Here is a 19342-nt window from a genome sequence, read left to right on the forward strand (position 1 = left end):
GAGGAATGTGTGAGCGAATATGTCACCCGCGCCGGGATCGGAATCGATCCTGCACTGGCGAACTTCCTGGAAGCGGAGGTTCTGGCCCCGCTCGGCCGCGATGTGGATGCCTTCTGGCAGGGTTTCTCGGATTTGCTGGCAGAGTTTGCGCCGCGCAATCGCGCCTTGCTGGCCAAGCGGGACGAGCTGCAGGCGAAGATCGATGCCTGGCATGTGGCGCGGCGCGGCAAGCCGCTCGATCAGGGCGAATACCAGGCCTTCCTGCGCGAGATTGGCTATCTCGTGCCCGAGCCGGGCGAGTTCACCATCGGCACGCAGAATGTCGACCCCGAGATTGCGACCATGGCCGGTCCGCAGCTGGTGGTGCCCGTGCTCAACGCACGCTTCCTCCTCAATGCGGCCAACGCGCGCTGGGGCAGCCTGTACGATGCGTTCTACGGCACCGACGCGCTCGATGCGCCTCTGGCACGGCCGGGCGGCTATGATGAGGATCGCGGAGCGGCGGTAATCGCGCGTGGTCGTGAATTCCTCGACCAGGCGCTGCCGCTGGTGGGCCAGAGCTGGGCCAACCTCGCCGACGAGCATGATGGCAAGCTGCAGGACGAGAGCCAGTATGTCGGCAAGACCGAGAAGGGCCTGTTGTTCAAGAATAATGGCCTCCACATCGAAGTGGTTTTCGATCGCGAGCATCCCGTGGGCAAGACCGACAAGGCCGGCATCGCTGACATCCTCTGCGAGGCCGCGCTGACCACCATTTGCGATTGCGAGGATTCGGTCGCCGCGGTCGATGCGGAAGACAAGCTGTTCGCCTACACCAACTGGCTGGGCGTGATCCGCGGCGATTTGCAGGAAAGCTTCGAGAAGGGCGGCAAGACGCTCACCCGCGCGCTGGCGGGCGACAAGCTCTTCACCGCGCCCGATGGGAGCGAGCATAGCCTGCCGGGCCGCAGCCTGCTGTTCGTGCGCAATGTCGGGCATTTGATGACCAACCCGGCGATCCGGTTGGCCGATGGCGGCGAAGTGCCCGAAGGGATCATGGATGCTGTGTTCACCAGCACGATCGGCGCGCTCGATGTCGAAGGCCACGCGAAATACGGCAACAGCCGCTGCGGCAGCATCTATATCGTAAAGCCCAAGATGCACGGGCCGGAAGAATGCGGTTTCACCAACGATCTGTTCGATGCGGTGGAAGACCTGCTTGGCCTTCCTCGCCACACGATCAAGGTTGGCGTGATGGATGAGGAACGCCGCACCAGCGCGAACCTTGCCGCCTGTATCCAGGCAGTGAAGGACCGCGTCGTATTCATCAACACCGGCTTCCTCGACCGCACGGGCGACGAAATCCACACTTCGATGCAAGCCGGGCCGATGATCCGCAAGGGCGCGATGAAGACCAGCAAATGGCTCACCGCCTATGAGAAGCGCAATGTCGCCATCGGGCTGAAGCACGGCCTGTCGGGCCGCGCGCAGATCGGCAAGGGGATGTGGGCCGCGCCCGACCTGATGAAGCAAATGATGGTCGAGAAGATCGGCCACCTCAAGGCCGGGGCGAACACCGCTTGGGTGCCTTCACCCACCGCCGCGACGCTTCACGCGCTGCATTACCACCAGTGCGACGTGTTCGAGGTGCAGAAGGGGCTGGGCGAGATTCCGCCACTTGACGACCTGCTGAGCATTCCGCTGGCTGAAGGCGTGAACTGGTCGGAGGACGAGCTGCACGAAGAGCTCGACAACAATGCGCAGGGCCTGCTCGGCTATGTCGTGCGCTGGATCGATCAGGGCGTGGGCTGCTCCAAGGTCCCGGACATCAATGACGTCGGCCTGATGGAAGACCGCGCGACGCTGCGCATTTCCAGCCAGCATATGGCCAACTGGCTGCTGCACGGCGTGGTGACCAAGGATCAGGTGATGGACAGCCTGCGCCGGATGGCGGCCAAGGTCGATGCACAGAACGCTGGCGATCCGCTCTACACTCCGCTTATCGGCAATGAGGATGGCCCGGCCTTCCGCGCCGCCTGCGACCTTGTGTTCAAGGGCGTCGAGCAGCCGTCAGGCTATACCGAGCCTTTGCTGCACAGTTGGCGCCTCGTGAAGAAGGCGAGCTGAAGCCGAAGTGGACTGGGCGGGACGAACCCGATTTGCCGACCGATACATTGTTTTCAATGGATCGAGCGGCGACAATTCGTGCCACAGCCACATTGCGTTGCAGATTGTATTCGGGGAAACGGCCCGGTTAGAGCTGGAGGATGGCACCGCGATCCAAGGGTCGCTGCTCTACATTCGCCCGCATATCCGCCATCGACTGGCGCCGCTAGGCAGCGGCAGGATCTACCTGGTCGAACCGAGCTCGCGGCTGGGCGCACATTTGCTTGGTCTATGCAGTAGCGAACCGGCGGGACGGTTCGCCGGGAACGACGATTCCGTAGAGCAGGCTGCCTCGACCATCGTCGGCGAAGTCACCGACCGCCGGCTCGAGCGCGCGATGGCATTGCTCGAGCAACCCGGGGCGTTCGACCTCTCGTTGGATGACGTCGCGCGGCGGGTAGGAATTTCGCAGCAACGGTTGCGCGCGCTCGCCGCCCATCAGCTCGGAATGCCACTCAGCCGGTGGCGGTTGTGGTCGGCCCTGCGCCGCGCCGGTCTGGCTGTGGCGCAAGGAACTTCGCTCGCCGAGGCGGCAATTGCCGCCGGGTTCTCCGACCAAGCGCATTATTCGCGGACGATGCGTGCGATGCTGGGAATCACCCCCGGTTCCAGTCGCAAGGTGCTGGCAAGCGGTTGAATCTATGCATTTCGAGCGATCCATTCAATCCGGCGCCCGCGCAACGCTCTAGCCATCGCCGCATTGATCCATACAGAGCGGAGATCCGAGCCATGGACCGCAAGCGGTTGAAGCAGAAATTCGAAGCCGAAATGCAGCTCGCGCTGGAAGATGAGCGGCGCGGCGAACTGGAGCTGGCCTTCAGGCACCTCGAGCGGGCGCATATATTGGGGCAGCGTTGGCTGACGCGGCATTGGCGTTCGCATTGGGCGATGCTGCGCGTTGCCAAGGCGAAGCGCGAGAGCAAAGAGGTGCGGGGCCAGATCACCCGGCTGGCGGCGGTGCCGCTCGGCTGGCTTACGGGTTGGGTGCCGAAGGGAAATACCGGAGGCGCCAATGTCAATCCGCTCAAGCCCATGCCCTATCCGCCCGAGCTTGCAGCGGAGTTTTCAGGCTATCGCGTATGGCGGGACGTGGCCCTGCGTGGGGTGGTGCTGGTCGGAATCGTGTTCGCCGCGGCTGGTAGGCTGAGCCCCTAGCCGCCGCTGGCAACGAGCGTACCCCGCTTGCGACCCATCTGGATATTGCCGGCATTGGCGACCGGGCCGGCCTGGTTCACTTGTTCGCCTGCGATGGCGACAAGCACGGGCTGGGCCAGCGGGCGATCGAATTCGATCCCGCAAGAATCATTGCTGGCCCAGATCACGCGACAGAAGACTTCCTGTCCGGCGAAAGCGAGCCAGCCGGAGATGCCTTCGCGCGGCGGCGGGTCCATCATCAATTTGGCGCCCTGTTCGGAGATATTGGCCAGCCGACCCATGCGCTCGTGGGCGATCGAACGGAACAACGCTTCGAGATCCACCGTGAAGCGCGCGCTGCGGCGGCGCTCCAATTGTGCGGCTCTCTTGCGTGCGTCGTACAGGCTCATTCCCTGCTGCCCCCGGTTCCGATTGAACCTGTGCTATGGCAGCCAAGCGATGCCGAACGGTTGGCATTCATGTTTAATCGAAATTTACCATCTATGCCCGCCCGTTTGCTGCGGAATGGGTTCTGCGCGGAATTGAGATCGGGCCCGCAACCGGGCGCTTAGCTGAGGGCGCGGGCTATCGCGACGAATTCGTCGACTGACAGGGTCTCCGCCCGGCGCTGCGAGTCGATACCAAGCGACGCCAGCACTTCGAGCGCGCCCGGCACGCCCTTGAGGCTCTGGCGCAGCATCTTGCGGCGCTGACCGAAGGCAGCCTCGGTAACTCTTTCAAGCATGCGTGCGGACACGCCACCGGGCATTTCGCCTGGTTCGACATAGACGATTGCGCTCATCACCTTGGGCGGCGGGGTAAAGGCGCTGCGGTGGACCTTCATCGCCAGCTTTGCGGTGCTACGCCACTGGGCCAGAACGGCGAGGCGTCCGTAGGTGCCGCTACCTGCTTCGGCGACGATCCTATGCGCCACTTCGAGCTGGAACATCAGCGTGAGCGAGGTCCATTGCGGCGGCCAGCTTTCGCCCGAAAGCCAACGCGTAAAGAGTGCGGTGCCGACGTTATAAGGAAGGTTGGCGACCACAGCATAAGGCTCGCCCATCAGATCGTTATGATCCAGCTTGAGCGCGTCGCCTTCGATCACGCGCAAGTTCCCCGGATAGGCTTCGCCCAATTCGGCGAGCGCGGGCAGGCAGCGCTTGTCCATTTCGATCGCGGTAACGCGCGCTCCGGCCTTGAGCAGCGCCCGTGTCAGGCCGCCCGGTCCGGGCCCGACTTCAAGCACAGCCTTGTCCTGCAAGTCGCCTGGGATCGCCGCAATGCGGTCAAGCAATTGCGCGTCGAACAGGAAGTTCTGGCCCAGCGCCTTCGATGCGCTGAGGCCATGCTTCGCGATCACTTCGCGCAATGGTGGCAGGTCAGCCATGCGCTACGTGATTTTGGGCGCGCCGTGCCGCCGTTGCGCTCGCCATGCGGATCGCAGCGATCATCGCACCGGGATCGGCAATACCCTTGCCTGCGATTTCGAATGCCGTGCCATGATCGGGCGAAGTGCGGATGATCGGCAGGCCAAGCGTGACGTTCACCCCTTCATCGAAGTCGAGCGCCTTGATCGGGATCAGCGCCTGATCGTGATACATGCACAGCGCTGCGTCGAAAGTTGCGCGGCTGCGCGGCGTGAACAGTGCATCGGCGGAATGCGGCCCGCTGGCGTCGATCCCCTCCTTGCGCAGCGCTGCGACTGCGGGCGCGATGATGCGTGCTTCCTCGTCGCCGAACTTGCCGCCTTCGCCTGCATGGGGATTGAGCCCGGTGAGGGCGAGGCGAGGGCGGTCTATGCCGAAATCGCGCGTAAGGGCAGCGGCGACGATGCGGGCCTTGTTGCAGATAAGTTCCTGGCTCAACTGGCCGGGCACCTCCGCCAGCGCGCAATGCACCGTCAGCGGCACCGTGCGCAGGCTCGGCCCCGCGAGCATCATCACGGCATCTTCGGTAGATGCGCCGCAGGCGTTGGCGAGGAATTCGGTTTGCCCGGGGAAATCGAACCCCACCTTTGCCAACTCGGCCTTGGCGATCGGAGCGGTGACCAGCGCAGCGGCTTCTCCGTCGCGCACAAGCTGCGTGGCCTCGGTGAGCGAAGCGAGCGCCAGTCGTGCGCCGGCATCATCGGGCTGTCCCGGAGTGTAGCCAGCGTCGGCTGCGCCCAATACCGGCACCCCACGCGCGAAGGCGTCATGCGTTTCAGCCGGATGCGAGATGGCGATGACCGGACAATCGAGCCCGCGAAGGGCGCTGGCAGCCGCCAGCACCTTCGCGCCGCCGAGCACGAAGAATGGAGCCAGCCCAGCCTCGCTGCGCCGCACCCACGCCTCTGCGATCAGTTCCGGCCCGATACCTGCCGGATCGCCCAGCGAAATGGCAATCGGAAGTGGCTGCTGCGCGCTCAATTGTACTCGATATAGGCGTCGTTACGCAGGTCGCGCAGGTAGCGCTGGGCGCGCTTGTTGATCCGCTCCTCTTCCAGCTGGTCCATCAGCTGGTCGAAGCTCGGGCCGCCGGCCACCTCGGCGTCGTCGCGACCGCACAGCATCAGCACGCGCACACCTTCTTCGATCGAACCGAAGGGCGGGGTGGTCTGGCCGATCTGGAGGTTGAGCACGATGTTCTGCAACTGCTCGGGCAGCGAGCGGGCTCGGATCTGGTCATTGCTGACCACGATGGCGCCCAGCGCTGCCGCAGCTGCATCGGCATCGCCGCACCCGCGCATGGCTTCCACGCCGTTGGCGAAACGTTCGACCTGCGCTTCTGCGATTTCCTGAGACACGCCTGGCTCGAAGCTGATCGAAATCTGCTTCAGGCTCAGCACCGCATCGCGCGGATCGGCCATCAACACCTGGCGCTTGTCGATCAGGTACAGGATCGAAAAGCCACCCGGAATTTCGATCGGCCCGACCAATTGGCCGGGCTGCATTTCGGCTGCAACGGTAGCCAGCTCGGCAGGAAGCTGTGCGAGGCGCACGAAGCCGAGATCGCCGCCAACCGCTGCAGTCGAAGCTTCGGAGAACTGGCGGGCATAGGCGACAAAGCTGGCGCCCTGGCGCAATTGCTCGACAATCTGCTGCGCGCCCTGGATCACCGAGTTGCGGTTTTCAGGCGTCGCCGAAAGGAAAATCTCGCCGAGCCGGTATTCGTCGGTTCCGCGCGACGATTCGAGGCGCTTGAGCAGTTCATTGACCTCTTCCTGCGACACACGCACGAAAGGCGAGATATTGCGCTGGAGCAGGTTCTGCCACGCCAGCTCGCCTTCGATCTGGCGTTTGAGCGATGCAGGTGAGGAGCCGACCGAAAGCAGGTAGGCATCCATTGCGGCCGGGTCTTGCCCGAAATTCTGGGCGGCGAGCGAGTTGTAGCGCTGGTCCACTTCGGCCCGCGTCACGGTGATCTCCTGGGCCGTAGCCGCCTGGATCTGGAGCGTCTCGTCGATCAGATTGCGCAGCACCTGCATCCGCAGCCGCTGGAGCTCTTCCTCGCTCAGCTGGTTGCGCGAAGCGGAAACCACCAGTGCCAGTCGCTGGTCTACATCAGTGCCCGTTATGACCTGGCCGTTGACGATCGCTGTGGCAGTGCGGACGTTGGGATTGGCTTCACGCATCAGCGAGATATTGGCGGGGATGCCCAGCGGATCGTCCGCCGTCGGCCCGGCTTGCGCCGTAAGGCTGGCCGGTACTGCGGCAAGCCCGAGGGCAGCGAGCGAAAGAATGCCTTTGGTCAAGCTGTTGCGAGTCACGCGTTAATTCCAATTGCGACGCATGTCCGCGCCAGTTTCATTTCCGCCATTGGCAGTTGCCGTCTTAACGCCAGCTGATTTGCTCCCATGGCGGTTAGCCGCCGCCCAGATAACGGTTTCGTGCTTGCCTGCCAACGCCCGATTGCGCGGCAATCCCCCACACCGGGCGAAGCGGCCAATTGTCAGCGCAGGCCAAGATTCCTGAGTGCAAAGGTCAGCTGGAAGGTGTCGCCACGCGCCGCGTCGCCTGCGTTGACATAGTCGCGCCGCCAGGTGAGCCCGAATTCGAGGCATTCGTCGCGATAGGCGATGCCCAATCGGGTTCGGATCGGCTGGAAACCGTCGGATGTGAAAGTGGGGTCTTCCTGCTTGTCTGTTAGGTTGAAGACGCCTGCGCCGAACACCGACCAATATCGCGCAAAGGCGATCCGCGCGGCTGCGCGCAGCTCCTCGCGGTCCTGCAGATCCTCGATACCGGCGATGTCGCGGTTGAGCCGCAAATAACCCACTTCGACATAGGTGCGTTCGCTGCCAATAGTGGCGTCGAACTCGTTGCGACGCACCGCGAGGCTGTCCTTGTCGACCCGGAACCGGTGCGTCAGCTTTACGCGGTCGCGATAGCGCACTTCAGTCCGCCCCACGAAGTCCGATACGCGTTCGGACAGGCCGGTGCCGTCGGGCAGGATCTGGCGCTGTGTGTCGAAGCGATAGGACTGGCCTATGGTAGTTTTGACACGCCATCCGGGCCGCTGCACTTCCCAATCGAAGCCGTAGGTCAGCCGCACCCCGTCTTCGACCCGGTCATACCCCGGGAAGCGATTGAGCGAGAAGAGGTTCGAATCCTCAAGATCGATCGCGCGCGCGTCCTCATTGGGGATTTCAAGGTTCCGGATCGACGGGCTTGCGACCAGCTGGAGGCGCGGCTTGAGCACCTGCGTGCCGCCGAACGCCTCGCCCACAAACGGCCATTCGACGTCGATGGCGCCCACGGCGATGCCGCGGCCCTGCCAGCCTGCTTCGCCGCGATAGCTCTCGGTCACGGTCTGGCCGTTCTCATCGCTGTGGTAGATGTCGCCCCGGCCCAGAGCGGTCAGCGTCACCACCTGGCCCAGCCCGGTCAAGCGGCGCAGGTCCCACCGCGCCGAAGCAAAGGCGCGTTGCGTGTCCTGCCCATCCTTGCGAACCAGGCTGAGGCTGTTGGCTTGCAGTTCTACCGTTCCACCCGCAACAGGGTCGGTCACGCGGTAGCGATAGTCGAGTACGGGCAAGGCAATTGGGACCTGACCCTGCGGCTGCCCAAGCCGCAGCGTTTGCGTCGCCCAGCCTGCAAGTGAGAAATAGGAGTTCTGGTCGATCCGTTCGAGGTTGATGGTCGAGCGCAGCCGGTCGTCGCGGCTGATGTCATAGCGGCGCAGGAATGTCCGGTCACTGGCCACGCGAATGGAACTGGTCAGGCTCCATTCCGGGGTGAACTGGAATCGGCCGTTGGCCGCGAGATAACCGCGCAGATCGCGTTCGGAGGTAGGCTCACCGGTAAAGTCGGTGATGCGCCGGCTGTGCGTGGCATAGCCGGTAATCTGGTAGGCTCCACGGTCGGTCAGGTGCCGCCATTCGCCCGACACCATCGGCGTCGCCTTGGTGTAGAGATGCGTGCCGACCGTGAGGTCCTTGTTGTCGGCGATCCGCCAATGATAGCTGCCGCTGACTTCGACGCCGTTCGATTCCGAGACCCGCAGGTCCGGGACCAGGAAGCCCGAAATCGCGCGGCCATCGGTGCGGAAAGCGAGCCCGGGCATGGGCAGGATGCGCGCACCGAACAGCTCGAGCATGGCCCCGTTGAAGCTGATCCGGTTGGTCTCGGGGTCGAAAATGACCTTGCTGGCCGTAATCCGCCAGCTCGGCGTCTTGTTGCATCCTTCCGGGTCGGTCACCGGGCAGGCGGTGTATGCCGCATCGCGAAGAACCACGTCGCCACCTTCGCTGCGCTCGCCGCCCCGCGCTGCCAGCCGCCCGCCAGCGCTTAGGGCCACCAGCACTTCGGCGATGGCACCGGCTTCGAAGCGCTCGGTCAATTCGGCCGATTCGGTGTAGAGCTGGTTCCCGCCATTATCGACGAGGCGAACGTTGCCATTGGCATAGATGGTGCCGCTACGCCGGTCCCACCGCACTTCGTCGGCCCGAACCGACTGGTCCTCGCTCGACATGAGCACATTGCCGCTTGCGGTTACGACATCGCCTTCATCGTCATAGTCGAGATTGTCGGCCCTGAAGGCGATGATCCGCCCCGGCTGCACGGCCTCTTCGGTAGCAACCGGCTCGACCAGATCCTGCGCGGCAAGCGGCGCGCTCCACGCCAACGCACAGGCCAGCGATGCGCACAAGGCGCCCTGTAACGGCAAGCGAATAGAGGAAGCTTGCAGGCATTGCTGCTGCGGCGGGGACATGGCTTGCCTATCGCACCGCTCGCGCCTAATCGCAATCGCCATTCACTGACGCGTCGGAACCCGGCGCATTACTCGACTTGCCTGTGCAGGCCCTTCCCGTTCGGAGTAACAATGCAGATCAATTTCAGCGAAACCGCGCCCGCCGATGCTAGCTTGATGGCGCATGTCGTGAACCAGGACAGCATGCCCGCGCGCCTCGAACGCGCGATCGTCGACGGGGCAGCGGCTGCTCGTTTCAAGGGCCGGGCCGGTCAATTCTTCGAAGGCTTTGTCGAACGGGGCGGCAAGCTGGTGCGGGTCGCGCTGGCAGGTGCAGGCGATGCAGATGCGAAGAGCGACGTTCGTGCAGAGGGCCTGGAAAAGGCCGGTGCGGCGCTGGCAGCCAAATATCTTACCTCGGGCGAAACCGCGTTGGTTGTCGATTTCGGCGGTAGCGGCCTCGACGCCGATGCTGCTGCGGCTGTGCTGCTGGGCCTGCGCCTGCGCAGCTGGCGGCACGACGCCTATCGGACCCGGTTGAAGGACGAGCAGAAGAAGACGCTCGCCGCCGTTACCGTTATCGGTGCGCCCGACGGAACCGAAGCTGCATGGACGGATGCAGCCGCAGTGGCAGAGGGCGTCGAATTCACCCGCGAACTGGTCGCTGAACCCGCCAACAAGATCTACCCGATCAGCTTTGTCGAACGCTGCGAGAAGCGCTTCGCCGGAACCGGCGCCGAACTGGTGGTGCTCGACGAATATGAGATGGAAAAGCTCGGCATGGCTATGCTGCTCGGCGTCGGCCAGGGCAGCGAGCAGCCCTCGCGCGTGCTCGCGATCAAATGGATGGGGGGCAAGCCGGGCGATGCGCCGGTTGCTTTCGTCGGCAAGGGTGTGACCTTCGACACCGGCGGCATTTCGCTCAAGCCCGGGCCGGGCATGTGGGACATGAAGTGGGACATGGGCGGCGCGGGCGCAGTCGCGGGTGCCATGCTCACCTTGGTCAAGCGCCAGGCGAAGGCCAATATCGTCGGCGTCGTCGGGCTGGTCGAGAACATGCCTGACGGACGTGCGCAGCGCCCCGGCGACATCGTCACCTCGATGAGTGGCCAGACCGTCGAAGTGCTCAACACCGATGCCGAAGGCCGCTTGGTGCTGGGCGATGCGATCACCTGGACCCAGCGCGAATTCTCGCCTTCGCTGATCGTGGACCTGGCAACGCTTACCGGTGCGATGATCATTTCGCTCGGCCATGAGTATGGCGGCATGTTCGCCAATGATGACGATCTCGCGGCAGATCTTGCTGAGGCGGGCGCGGCCGTGGGCGACAAGCTGTGGCGGATGCCGCTCAGCCCGGCCTACGACAAGCTGATCGATTCACCGATCTCGGACATGAAGAACCTCGGTCCGCGTGAAGGCGGTTCGATCACCGCAGCGCAGTTCATCAAGCGCTTCGTCGAAAACGATACGCCCTGGGCGCATCTCGACATCGCCGGCATGGTCTGGTCGGACAAGCCGGGCCGCACCTGGGACAAGGGCGCGACCGGTTATGGCGTACGCCTGCTCGATCGCTTCGTTCGCAATACGCTGAAGGGTTGAAGCATGGCGTGCCAGCCGTTGCCTGACGCAATGCGATAGGGCGCAAATGGCAACGCGCGTCGACTTCTACCAGCTAAGCCGCGACCCTGTGGAACGCGTCGCGGCGATGCTGGCGCGCAAGGTTTTGCAGGCGGGCCAGCGGCTGCTTGTCGTGAGCGGCGATCCGGGGCAGCGCGCGGTGATCGGGCGCGAATTGTGGCGCGGCGGGCCCGAGGAATTCCTTGCCAATGGCGAGGCGGATGCAGGCCACGCAGAGAGGCAACCGATCCTGCTGTCGGACAAGGTCGAGGCCGCCAATGGGGCGAGTATGGTGCTGCTGGCGGACGGGCAGTGGCGTCCCGAAGCCTTGCAGTTCGAACGCGCGCTCCTGCTGTTCGGCGCAGCCGAGACTGATGCTGCGCGCGCGCTGTGGCGCGAGCTTGACGGGGCCGAAGGGGTCGCGCGCGAGATACACAAGCAGGATGAGTCGGGCCGCTGGCGGGCAGGGGGCTAGCCCTTCTGGGGCGTCGCAGGGCTTGCAGTGGCCCCAACTCGGCGCTAGGGGCGCGCGCAACTCGAAAACACCCCCAAATTCGCAAGGAACAAGAGCATGGCGGTTACCCGCACCTTTTCGATCATCAAGCCCGATGCCACGCGCCGCAACCTGACCGGCGCCGTCACCAAGATGCTGGAAGAAGCCGGCCTGCGTGTCGTCGCTTCGAAGCGCATCCACATGACCCGCGAGCAGGCCGAAGGCTTTTACGCTGTTCACAAGGAACGTCCCTTCTTCGGTGAACTCGTCGACTTCATGATGAGCGAGCCGGTGGTGGTGCAGGTGCTCGAAGGCGAAGACGCTGTCGCCCGCAACCGCGACATCATGGGCGCGACCAATCCGGCCGATGCTGCTCCGGGCACGATCCGCAAGGAACTGGCGCTGTCGATCGGCGAAAACACTGTCCACGGTTCGGACAGCGATGAGAACGCTGCGATCGAAATCGCCTTCTTCTTCAAGCCTGAAGAAATCGTCGGCTGATACCTTTTACCTGAAAGTTTTCGGGGCCCTGCTGCTCAATGAGCGGTGGGGCCCTTTCGATTCAGGGGCTTGGCCGGGTGATTCGCCCTGACGGGCAGCGGGTGCTATCCTCCCGCTTGGGTCGCATCGTTCTTCCGGGGAGGGGAACAATGGGAAGGCTTGTCATCATGGCGTTGGCGCTGGTGTGCTACGCCGCGTTCTTTGCCAGCTTCGTCTATCTGGTCGGCTGGGTCGGCGGATTTGAATTCATGCCGACGCATGTCGACAACGGGCTGTCTGCGGCACCGGCTACTGCGGCGCTCATCAATATCGGGCTGATTGCATTATTCGGCATTCAGCATTCGGTGATGGCGCGGCCCGGCTTCAAGGCCGCCTGGACCAAGATGATCCCCGCGGCGGCAGAGCGCAGCATCTATTGCCTTGTGACCGCGCTGGTGCTGGTCGTGCTTTTCCGGTTCTGGCACCCGATCGAAGGCACAATCTGGTCGGTGCAGAACGAGACTGCACGGATGGCGATCTGGGCAATGTTCTGGCTGGGCTGGGGCATATTGTTCATTTCGACCTGGCTGCTCAATCACTTCGAGCTGTTCGGGCTGCAACAGGCCTGGCTCAACCTTACGGGCAAGCAGGAAGCGCCGCCGAAAATGCGAACGCCGCTGTTCTACAAGTTCGTTCGCCATCCGCTCTACACGGGCTTTTTCATCGCTTTCTGGGCGGCGCCGGACATGAGTTACAGCCATCTACTCGCGGCGGTCGGCTTCACGATCTACATCATGATCGGCATATCCTATGAGGAGCGCGACCTGCTGGCCGTATTTGGCCAGCAATATGCCGATTATCGCAAGCGGGTGGGGGCCTTCATCCCGGGAATTGGCAAGGCAGGCTAGCTAGGCTGCTTTTCCGGATTTGAAGCGCGCCAGTTGCATGGCGTGGAACCGGTGTGGGCTCAGTTCGCTTTCGCGCATTTCGGCGCGCATGGCTGTGCGGGCTTCCGGAGCAAGATCGATCCCCAATTCGGCGTAGATCCGCGCGATTTCGGCTTCCCAATTCGCGCCGAGCGCATCGAAATGCACATGCGCGACCGGTCCCGTAAAATCCGCCAGCGCCGCTTCGACCAGCGCGTGGCTGAGGTCGAGCTTGCGGCGCCATTCGGCTTCGATCCAGTCGAGATCGACATGGTCGGACTGGATCGTCATCTGGTTGGCCACGAGCGAAACCGCGCTGCGCAACACATCCTCGCCATCGCGGTTCGCAATCACCAGTCGCGCGCAGGGGAATTGCGCCAGCAGGGCAGGCAGCTCCTCCGAAAATTGCGGAACCTTTAGCACGCGCGGGCGCATGGCATTGCCGTGATGCGCGGCATCGGTGCGCAGGATGCGCGCAAATTCGCGGTAGATTGGCGTCGCATCGCGCTTCTCGCAGAACGAAGTGAAGGACGACACGCGCCATTGCGTTTCGAAAGTGCTGTGGCCCAGCGCGCTGGTGATCCAGCCCAGTTCCTCTTCGGCCCGCATCGACCCCATGGGGTGGAGCGCGTCGATCCATGGATCGAGCTGGCGCGCCACTGCGAGCATCATGCCGCCCCAAAGCGGGCGCATGTCGATCCGTTGCGGCACCGGTGACCAACTGTCGCAGAAGCGTGTGGCGCAATGTGCGGGATCGGCGGCGAGCAGGCGGTGGAGGCGGGTCGTGCCGCTGCGCATGGGGCCCACCACCACGATTGGCGGTGCAAGCGGCGTGTCGAGCAATTCGGGTCGTTGCAGCCAGAGTTGGCCGAGCCCCAACCGCTGGCGGATCACGCGCACGATCTGGCCGTGCGCCATCGTCTTGCCGAGCGCGTTGAGCCGCGCTTCGCTTGCAACCGCCGAGCATAATGCGCTGAGCCGCTCGCGAAAATCTGCGACATCCTCCTCGCTCCGTCCTCCGCGTTCGGTCTCTACAGCATAGCCCTTGGCCGCACGTCGCCAAAGCTCGTCCGGATCGATCGACGGCGGCGGTAGCCAGCCCCTCTCCCAGGCATGGTCGAGCCCGGCGCAGGTCCTGTCGACCAGCGGTGCTCGAGCCAGCGGATGCGGCCGTTCGGGCAGCATTGCACCCATCGGGCTAGAATTCCTCCGCTGCGTCGATCAGTGAAGTCAGCCGCTTCGGCGCAACGCTGCGCCAGCTCCGCCAGAGCCAGTGTTCGACCTGTCCCCAGTCGAGGGTGGGCCGGTTGAGCACCAGGCCGACCCAGCCGCTCGCCCCGTAATAGGCCGGGCGATAGAAGCTCGCCGGATCGTTCTCGATCAGAGCGTTCATCTCGTCGGCGCCGCTGGTTTTGACCAGCAAGGCTATGGCTTTCTCGCCGTGGTGCTGGTCGCTGAAATAGGCGAAATATTTGCCGCTCTTGCCTCCGGTCCGCCACCCGGGCGCTCCGTGGCTCGGGCGTTCTTCGACTTCGGGCAGCGCGGCTATCCGCTGGCGGACCTGCTCGATCAGCCACGCCGGATCGTTTCCGCGCGAGACGTAATCGGCCAGCGCGCGCGGGTAGAGCTGGTGCTCGGCCAGCTTGACCCGATCGGCCAGTGCTTCGGCTGTATCGTCGGGAAGGATCGCGACTTCGATCTGCTGCAGGATCGCACCCGAATCGAGTTCCGGAGTCACAAGGTGGACGGTCGTGCCGCCATGGCTGTCACCCGCCGCGATCGCCCGCGCATGGGTGTCGAGCCCCTTGTATTTCGGCAGCAGCGACGGGTGGATGTTGACGATCCGTCCGGCCCAACGCGTGACGAACTCCTCCGACAGGATACGCATGTATCCCGCCAGCACGATAAATTCGGCCCCGGCATCCCTGGCGGCGCGCTCCATCACCTTATCGTGTTCGGCACGCTCCATTCCCCTGTGCGGATGCGCGAAGGTCGCGATGCCTTCGGCCCGCGCGAGCGTGAGCCCGCCCGCGTCCTCGCGATTGCTCGCCACCAGCACGATCTCATAGGGGCAGCCGGGCAGGCGGCTGGCATAAAGCAGCGCGGCCATGTTTGTGCCGCCGCCGGAAATGAAAATGGCGACTTTTGCCTTGGCGCGACCTGCCTCAGGCAAAATGCGTCGCCTCCCAATCGTCCTTGGCCGACCAGGTGCCCTGACCGCCGCGAACGGTGCAGCCGCGCGCGCCGCCTTCGATGCTTCCGATGCGGAAGGCGGTTTCGCCTGCTGCCGCGAGCCGTTCGAGCACCGCTTCGACCTTGTCTGGCGCGACCGCCAGCACCATGCCGGTGCCGCAATTGAAGGTGCGCGCCATTTCGCCCGGCTCGATATTGCCCTGCGCCTGAAGGAAGGCCATCAACCGCGGCTGTTCCCAGCTGTCGGCATCGACCATGGCATGCGCGCCTTCCGGCAGGATGCGCGGGATATTCTCGAGCAGGCCGCCGCCGGTAATATGCGCAAGCCCGTCGATCAGGCCTTCGCGGATCAGCGGCAGCAGGCTGGCGACATAGATTCGCGTCGGCTCGATCAGCGCATCGATCAGCAGCCGGTCGGAATCGAACAGCGCCGGGCGATCGAGCTTCCAGCCCTTGTCTTCGGCCAGCCGCCGCACGAGCGAATAGCCGTTTGAATGGACGCCCGATGACGCGAGCCCGATCAGCACATGGCCCGGCGCAACCTTTTCGCCGGTCAATTGTTCGCCGCGCTCGACGGCGCCAACGCAGAACCCGGCCAGGTCGTAATCTCCCGCAGCATACATGCCCGGCATTTCGGCGGTTTCGCCGCCGATCAGGGCGCAGCCGGCCTGCTTGCAGCCAATGGCTATGCCGGCAATGACCCGTTCGGCAATGCCGTTCTCGAGCTTGCCTGTGGCGAAATAGTCGAGGAAGAACAGCGGTTCGGCGCCTTGCACGATCAGATCGTTCACGCACATGGCGACGAGGTCGATCCCGACGCTGTCATGCCGGTCATGCTCGATCGCGAGCTTGAGTTTGGTGCCGACGCCGTCATTTGCCGCGACCAGCAGCGGATCCTTGTATCCGGCCGCCTTGGGATCGAAGAAACCGCCGAAACCGCCTAGCTCGCTGGTTGCTCCGGGACGAGCAGTTGCCTTCACCAACGGGCCGATCGCCTTGACGAGCGCATTGCCCGCGTCGATCGAGACTCCGGCATCCTGGTAGGTGTAGCTTTCGGGCGGCGGGTTGTTGCTGGCCATAATGTGCACGGCTTTAGCCTTTCGCGCTTGGAATTCCACTCGCCTTTAGGCAAAAGGCGTCAGCTTTTCCCCGATGACTGCCAGCCTTCTCACCTCGCGCCTGTCGCCAATGCTTCCCGCCCGCCCGCTCGCGCGCGTTCTGGCGTGGATTGCCGCGCTTGCGCTGCTGGGGCTTGGGATTGCGGCACTGGTGGCCCAAGTGGCGGGCGATCGCGGGATTCCCCCGGTCGCATCGAGCAGCGACATCGATGTCGGCGGGATCGAGGTAGACGTTCGGGCGGACAATGCCGAACAGGCGCGCGAGCAGGGTTGGCGTGAAGCGCAGCGCATCGCGTGGGAAAAGATCGGTGGACCTGAACTGCCGGCATCGGCAATCGAGGCGATGGTCTCCGCTGTGGTGATCGAGAACGAGTTGATCGGTCCGCGCCGTTATCGCGCAACGCTGGGCGTGATCTTCGACCGCACGCGCGCAGGGCAATATCTTGGCGGTGCGGTAAGGGGCCAGCCATCCGCACCGATGCTGCTGCTTCCCGTCACTGCGAGCGCAGGCACCTACACCATGTATGAGGTGCGCAACCCGTGGCAGCGCGCTTGGGCTGAGTTCAATCCGGGGACGAGCCGGATCAACTATGTCCGCCCGGCCGGGGCCGGGGGTGATTCGCTCCTGTTGAACCAGGGCCAGACGATGCGCCGCAGCCGCGCATGGTGGCGGGTGATCCTCGACCAGTTCGGTGCAGCCGACGTGCTCGTTCCGGTTGCCCACCTCGACTATACCTATCCCGGTGGACCGGTGACGGGGACCTTCACTGCACGTTATGGCCCTGACAATCGCTATCTCGACGGTTTCACCATGACCGCGGATACGCCTGATGGGCTTCAGGACATGCTGGGGCAGGCGGTTCGCCGATTTGACCTGATCTACGAGAACGCTCTTGCCGAGGGCAAACTGCGCCCCGACTCGACACTTGAACAGGATATCGACCTGATCGTCGATCCGGCCATCGCCCGGTTGATCGAGATCGGTCGTGCGATCGAAGCGCGCGAAGCAGCGATCGCCGCAGGTGAACTCCAGCCCGGGGTGGGCCCGGGCGTTGCACAGCCGAACCAACCGGCGGGCGTTGTGACCGCCTATGTGGTCCAGTTCGCCAGCCCGGACGCCGCATCAATCGACGCGACGCTTGCCGCAGTGCGCGCCACGCCCGGCGTGCGCGGCGCCGCCACCACCAGCCTTGCGTTCGGCGGCACATCGGTGATGAGCGTGAGCTTCGCGGGCTCGCTGGACGAACTCGCTGCGGGCCTGCGTGCGCGAGGCTTTTCCGTGCAGCAGGGCTCGAACGCACTCGCCATCAGCCGCTAGGCGCGGGGAGGGAAGGCGCATGTCGACGCAAATCGCGCTTCCATTGGCGCTTCCGGGCAGCGGAGAGGCAAGCCGGGTTGTGATCGGCAATGCCAATTCCGCTGCCTATGAGGCGCTCTCCAACCCGCAGGCATGGCCCTTTCGCACGGCGGTGCTCACCGGGCCGCCCCGCTCGGGCAAGTCGCTGCTTGGCAAATGGGCTGAGACACAGGGCATCCACGTGATCGACGGAGCGGACAGCTGGGGCGAAGCCGAACTGTTCCACTGCTGGAACCGCGCGCAGGAGACCGGCGAGCCATTGCTGCTGATCTCGGATCGGCAGCCGTGGGAGATCGCCCTGCCTGACTTGCGTTCGCGTTTGGGCGGCTCGCTGCAGCTCGAAATCGGTGTGCCCGATGACGACATGGTCGCCCGGCTGATCGCGGCAATTGCCGAACAGCGCGGGTTGATGCTGGGCGAAGGCGCGCTCGAATATCTCGTTCCGCGCGCCGAACGCAGCTTCGCGGAAATCGAGCATCTTGTGATCGCGATCGACCGGCTAAGCCTTGAACGCAAGGTGCCAGCCACCATGTCTCTCTGGCGCGACGCATTGGACGCCACGCAGGGCCCGGAGCAGGCACGCTTGCTTTGACCCGCGTTTGGTGGGAGAAAACAACTATGTTCGACCGGCTCAAAGCCTATCTGGACTCGGTCCGGGCACGCGATCCCGCTCCGCGCTCGCGCTGGGAAATCCTGTTGTATCCGGGCGTTTGGGCGCTGTTCTTCCACCGGATTGCGCATTGGCTGTTCGAAGCCAAGCTGTTCTTCCTCGCGCGGCTAGTGAACCATTTCTCGCGCTTCCTGACCGCGATCGACATCCATCCGGGCGCCAGTATCGGCAGCAATTTCTTTATCGACCATGGCTTCACCGTGATCGGGGAAACCGCCGAGATCGGCAATAATGTGACGATCTACCAATGCGTCACGCTAGGCGGCACCAACCCCGCCAATGGTATCGCAGGAAAGCGCCACCCGACCATTTGCGACAATGTGATCATCGGCTCAGGGGCGCAGATTATCGGCCCGATTACAGTGGGCGAGCGCGCCCGGATCGGTGCAAATGCAGTGGTTACGGACGATGTTCCGGAAGGCGCAACCATGATCGGGCTCAAGGCGCGGTCCACGCTTGTTCCGGCAGAAGAGTGGATGCGCGAATTCATCCCCTATGGCACGCCGTGCGACGATCCTTGCGAGCCCAGCCGCGATTGCATCGAGAAGCTTGAGGGCGAGATTGCCGAGCTCAAGGCGGAGGTCGAAACGCTGAAGCGCCTCGCGATGCCGCGCGAAATGGCCAAGCGCAGCGGGACTGACGATTGATGAGCTCGGGCATGCGCTCCGGACTGCCAGGGTCCGTCGTCGCATTTCCGGGTCGTGTTCCCAACCAGGTCGGTTTCGAGCGCGAAGAACTGCAACGAATCCTCGATCTCTACGGGCGAATGGTCGCAGCAGGTGAATGGCGCGACTATGCGATGGATTTCACTCGCGACGTTGCCGTGTTCGCGGCCTTCCGCCGCACCGCCGAGCATCCGCAGGCGCGGATCGAGAAGCGCCCGGCGCTACGTTCGAAGCAGGGTATGTGGACATTGTTCGGCGAGCATGGCCAGGTGCTCAAGCGCGGACATGAACTGGCGGGTGTATTGGCGCCGATGGAACGTCGGCTGGTCAAAGCAGTCGGCAGCTGAGCGCAATGAAAAGGGGCCCGCACCGC

The 19342-nt window shown here is 64.0% G+C and carries 19 protein-coding genes; 11 read left to right on the top strand and 8 right to left on the bottom strand.

Translation table 11 applies throughout. The features are described 5' to 3' along the window. Nucleotides 1–9: 9 nt before the first annotated feature. From VRS74_RS05505 to VRS74_RS05515, 3 genes are all read left to right on the top strand, one after another. Nucleotides 10–2106 (top strand): malate synthase G, encoded by a 2097-nt coding sequence (locus VRS74_RS05505; protein WP_354144246.1) that lies wholly within the window; start codon nt 10–12, stop codon nt 2104–2106. Between the two features lie 7 nt (nt 2107–2113). Beyond that, entirely contained in the window at nt 2114–2782 is a 669-nt protein-coding gene (locus tag VRS74_RS05510) for an AraC family transcriptional regulator (RefSeq protein WP_354144247.1), read from the top strand. A 92-nt stretch (nt 2783–2874) separates the two neighbouring features. Next, a complete protein-coding gene (locus VRS74_RS05515) occupies nt 2875–3300 on the top strand; it encodes a DUF3703 domain-containing protein (protein WP_354144248.1) in 426 nt (141 codons plus the stop codon). Here VRS74_RS05515 and VRS74_RS05520 read toward each other — a convergent pair. From VRS74_RS05520 to VRS74_RS05540, 5 genes are all read right to left on the bottom strand, one after another. Beyond that, the gene (locus tag VRS74_RS05520; protein WP_354144249.1) at nt 3297–3689 is read right to left on the bottom strand and encodes a PilZ domain-containing protein; all 393 of its coding nucleotides are present in this window, start codon (nt 3687–3689) and stop codon (nt 3297–3299) included. The two genes, VRS74_RS05515 and VRS74_RS05520, sit on opposite strands and share 4 nt — an antisense overlap. A gap of 158 nt (nt 3690–3847) precedes the next feature. After that, a complete protein-coding gene (gene rsmA, locus VRS74_RS05525) occupies nt 3848–4666 on the bottom strand; it encodes a 16S rRNA (adenine(1518)-N(6)/adenine(1519)-N(6))-dimethyltransferase RsmA (RefSeq protein ID WP_354144250.1) in 819 nt (272 codons plus the stop codon). Further along, entirely contained in the window at nt 4659–5687 is a 1029-nt protein-coding gene (pdxA, locus tag VRS74_RS05530; RefSeq protein WP_354144251.1) for a 4-hydroxythreonine-4-phosphate dehydrogenase PdxA, read from the bottom strand. Before pdxA ends, rsmA begins: the two co-directional genes overlap by 8 nt. Continuing rightward, nucleotides 5684–7012: a peptidylprolyl isomerase gene (locus VRS74_RS05535; protein WP_354144252.1), complete on the bottom strand. Its 1329-nt coding sequence runs from the start codon at nt 7010–7012 to the stop codon at nt 5684–5686. The genes pdxA and VRS74_RS05535 overlap by 4 nt, the downstream gene beginning before the upstream one ends. 197 nt (nt 7013–7209) lie before the next feature. Continuing rightward, a complete protein-coding gene (locus tag VRS74_RS05540; protein ID WP_354144253.1) occupies nt 7210–9471 on the bottom strand; it encodes an LPS-assembly protein LptD in 2262 nt (753 codons plus the stop codon). 111 nt (nt 9472–9582) lie between these two features. On the opposite strand from VRS74_RS05540, the gene VRS74_RS05545 reads away from it, so the two are divergent. The 4 genes from VRS74_RS05545 (at nt 9583) to mddA (ending at nt 12948) form a co-directional block, all read left to right on the top strand. After that, nucleotides 9583–11049, top strand: a complete 1467-nt coding sequence (locus VRS74_RS05545) for a leucyl aminopeptidase (RefSeq protein WP_354144254.1) — start codon at nt 9583–9585, stop codon at nt 11047–11049. A gap of 46 nt (nt 11050–11095) precedes the next feature. Then, nucleotides 11096–11542 carry a DNA polymerase III subunit chi gene (locus tag VRS74_RS05550; RefSeq protein ID WP_354144255.1) on the top strand — a complete coding sequence of 149 codons (447 nt, stop codon included), beginning with the start codon at nt 11096–11098 and terminating at the stop codon, nt 11540–11542. Between the two features lie 96 nt (nt 11543–11638). Beyond that, nucleotides 11639–12061, top strand: a complete 423-nt coding sequence (gene ndk / locus VRS74_RS05555) for a nucleoside-diphosphate kinase (protein WP_354144256.1) — start codon at nt 11639–11641, stop codon at nt 12059–12061. Between the two features lie 149 nt (nt 12062–12210). Then, on the top strand, nt 12211–12948 hold the full coding sequence (gene mddA / locus VRS74_RS05560; protein ID WP_354144257.1) for a methanethiol S-methyltransferase: 738 nt from the start codon (nt 12211–12213) through the stop codon (nt 12946–12948). Here the strand turns inward: mddA and VRS74_RS05565 are convergent, their stop codons facing one another. Genes VRS74_RS05565 through purM form a run of 3 tightly spaced genes read right to left on the bottom strand, consistent with a single transcriptional unit; the run spans nt 12949 to nt 16238 of the window. Continuing rightward, nucleotides 12949–14160: a sulfotransferase family protein gene (locus VRS74_RS05565; RefSeq protein ID WP_354144258.1), complete on the bottom strand. Its 1212-nt coding sequence runs from the start codon at nt 14158–14160 to the stop codon at nt 12949–12951. It lies immediately after the preceding gene. 4 nt (nt 14161–14164) lie between these two features. Further along, the gene (gene purN / locus VRS74_RS05570) at nt 14165–15142 is read right to left on the bottom strand and encodes a phosphoribosylglycinamide formyltransferase (RefSeq protein WP_435521377.1); all 978 of its coding nucleotides are present in this window, start codon (nt 15140–15142) and stop codon (nt 14165–14167) included. Further along, entirely contained in the window at nt 15132–16238 is a 1107-nt protein-coding gene (gene purM / locus VRS74_RS05575) for a phosphoribosylformylglycinamidine cyclo-ligase (RefSeq protein ID WP_354144260.1), read from the bottom strand. Before purM ends, purN begins: the two co-directional genes overlap by 11 nt. 73 nt (nt 16239–16311) lie before the next feature. Here purM and VRS74_RS05580 point away from each other — a divergent pair, with 73 nt between their 5' ends. From VRS74_RS05580 to VRS74_RS05595, 4 genes are read left to right on the top strand one after another with little or no spacing between them, the layout of a single operon-like run. Next, nucleotides 16312–17595, top strand: coding sequence for a heavy-metal-associated domain-containing protein (locus VRS74_RS05580; protein WP_354144261.1), 1284 nt, complete (start codon nt 16312–16314; stop codon nt 17593–17595). 19 nt (nt 17596–17614) lie between these two features. Beyond that, nucleotides 17615–18226 (top strand): DnaA ATPase domain-containing protein, encoded by a 612-nt coding sequence (locus VRS74_RS05585; protein ID WP_354144262.1) that lies wholly within the window; start codon nt 17615–17617, stop codon nt 18224–18226. Nucleotides 18227–18252: 26 nt separating this feature from the next. Then, a complete protein-coding gene (epsC, locus tag VRS74_RS05590) occupies nt 18253–18951 on the top strand; it encodes a serine O-acetyltransferase EpsC (protein WP_354144263.1) in 699 nt (232 codons plus the stop codon). Continuing rightward, nucleotides 18951–19316: a DUF2794 domain-containing protein gene (locus tag VRS74_RS05595; RefSeq protein WP_354144264.1), complete on the top strand. Its 366-nt coding sequence runs from the start codon at nt 18951–18953 to the stop codon at nt 19314–19316. The genes epsC and VRS74_RS05595 overlap by 1 nt, the downstream gene beginning before the upstream one ends. Nucleotides 19317–19342: the final 26 nt, after the last annotated feature.

Source organism: Altererythrobacter litoralis, assembly GCF_036324225.1.
GTDB lineage: Bacteria > Pseudomonadota > Alphaproteobacteria > Sphingomonadales > Sphingomonadaceae > Erythrobacter > Erythrobacter litoralis_A.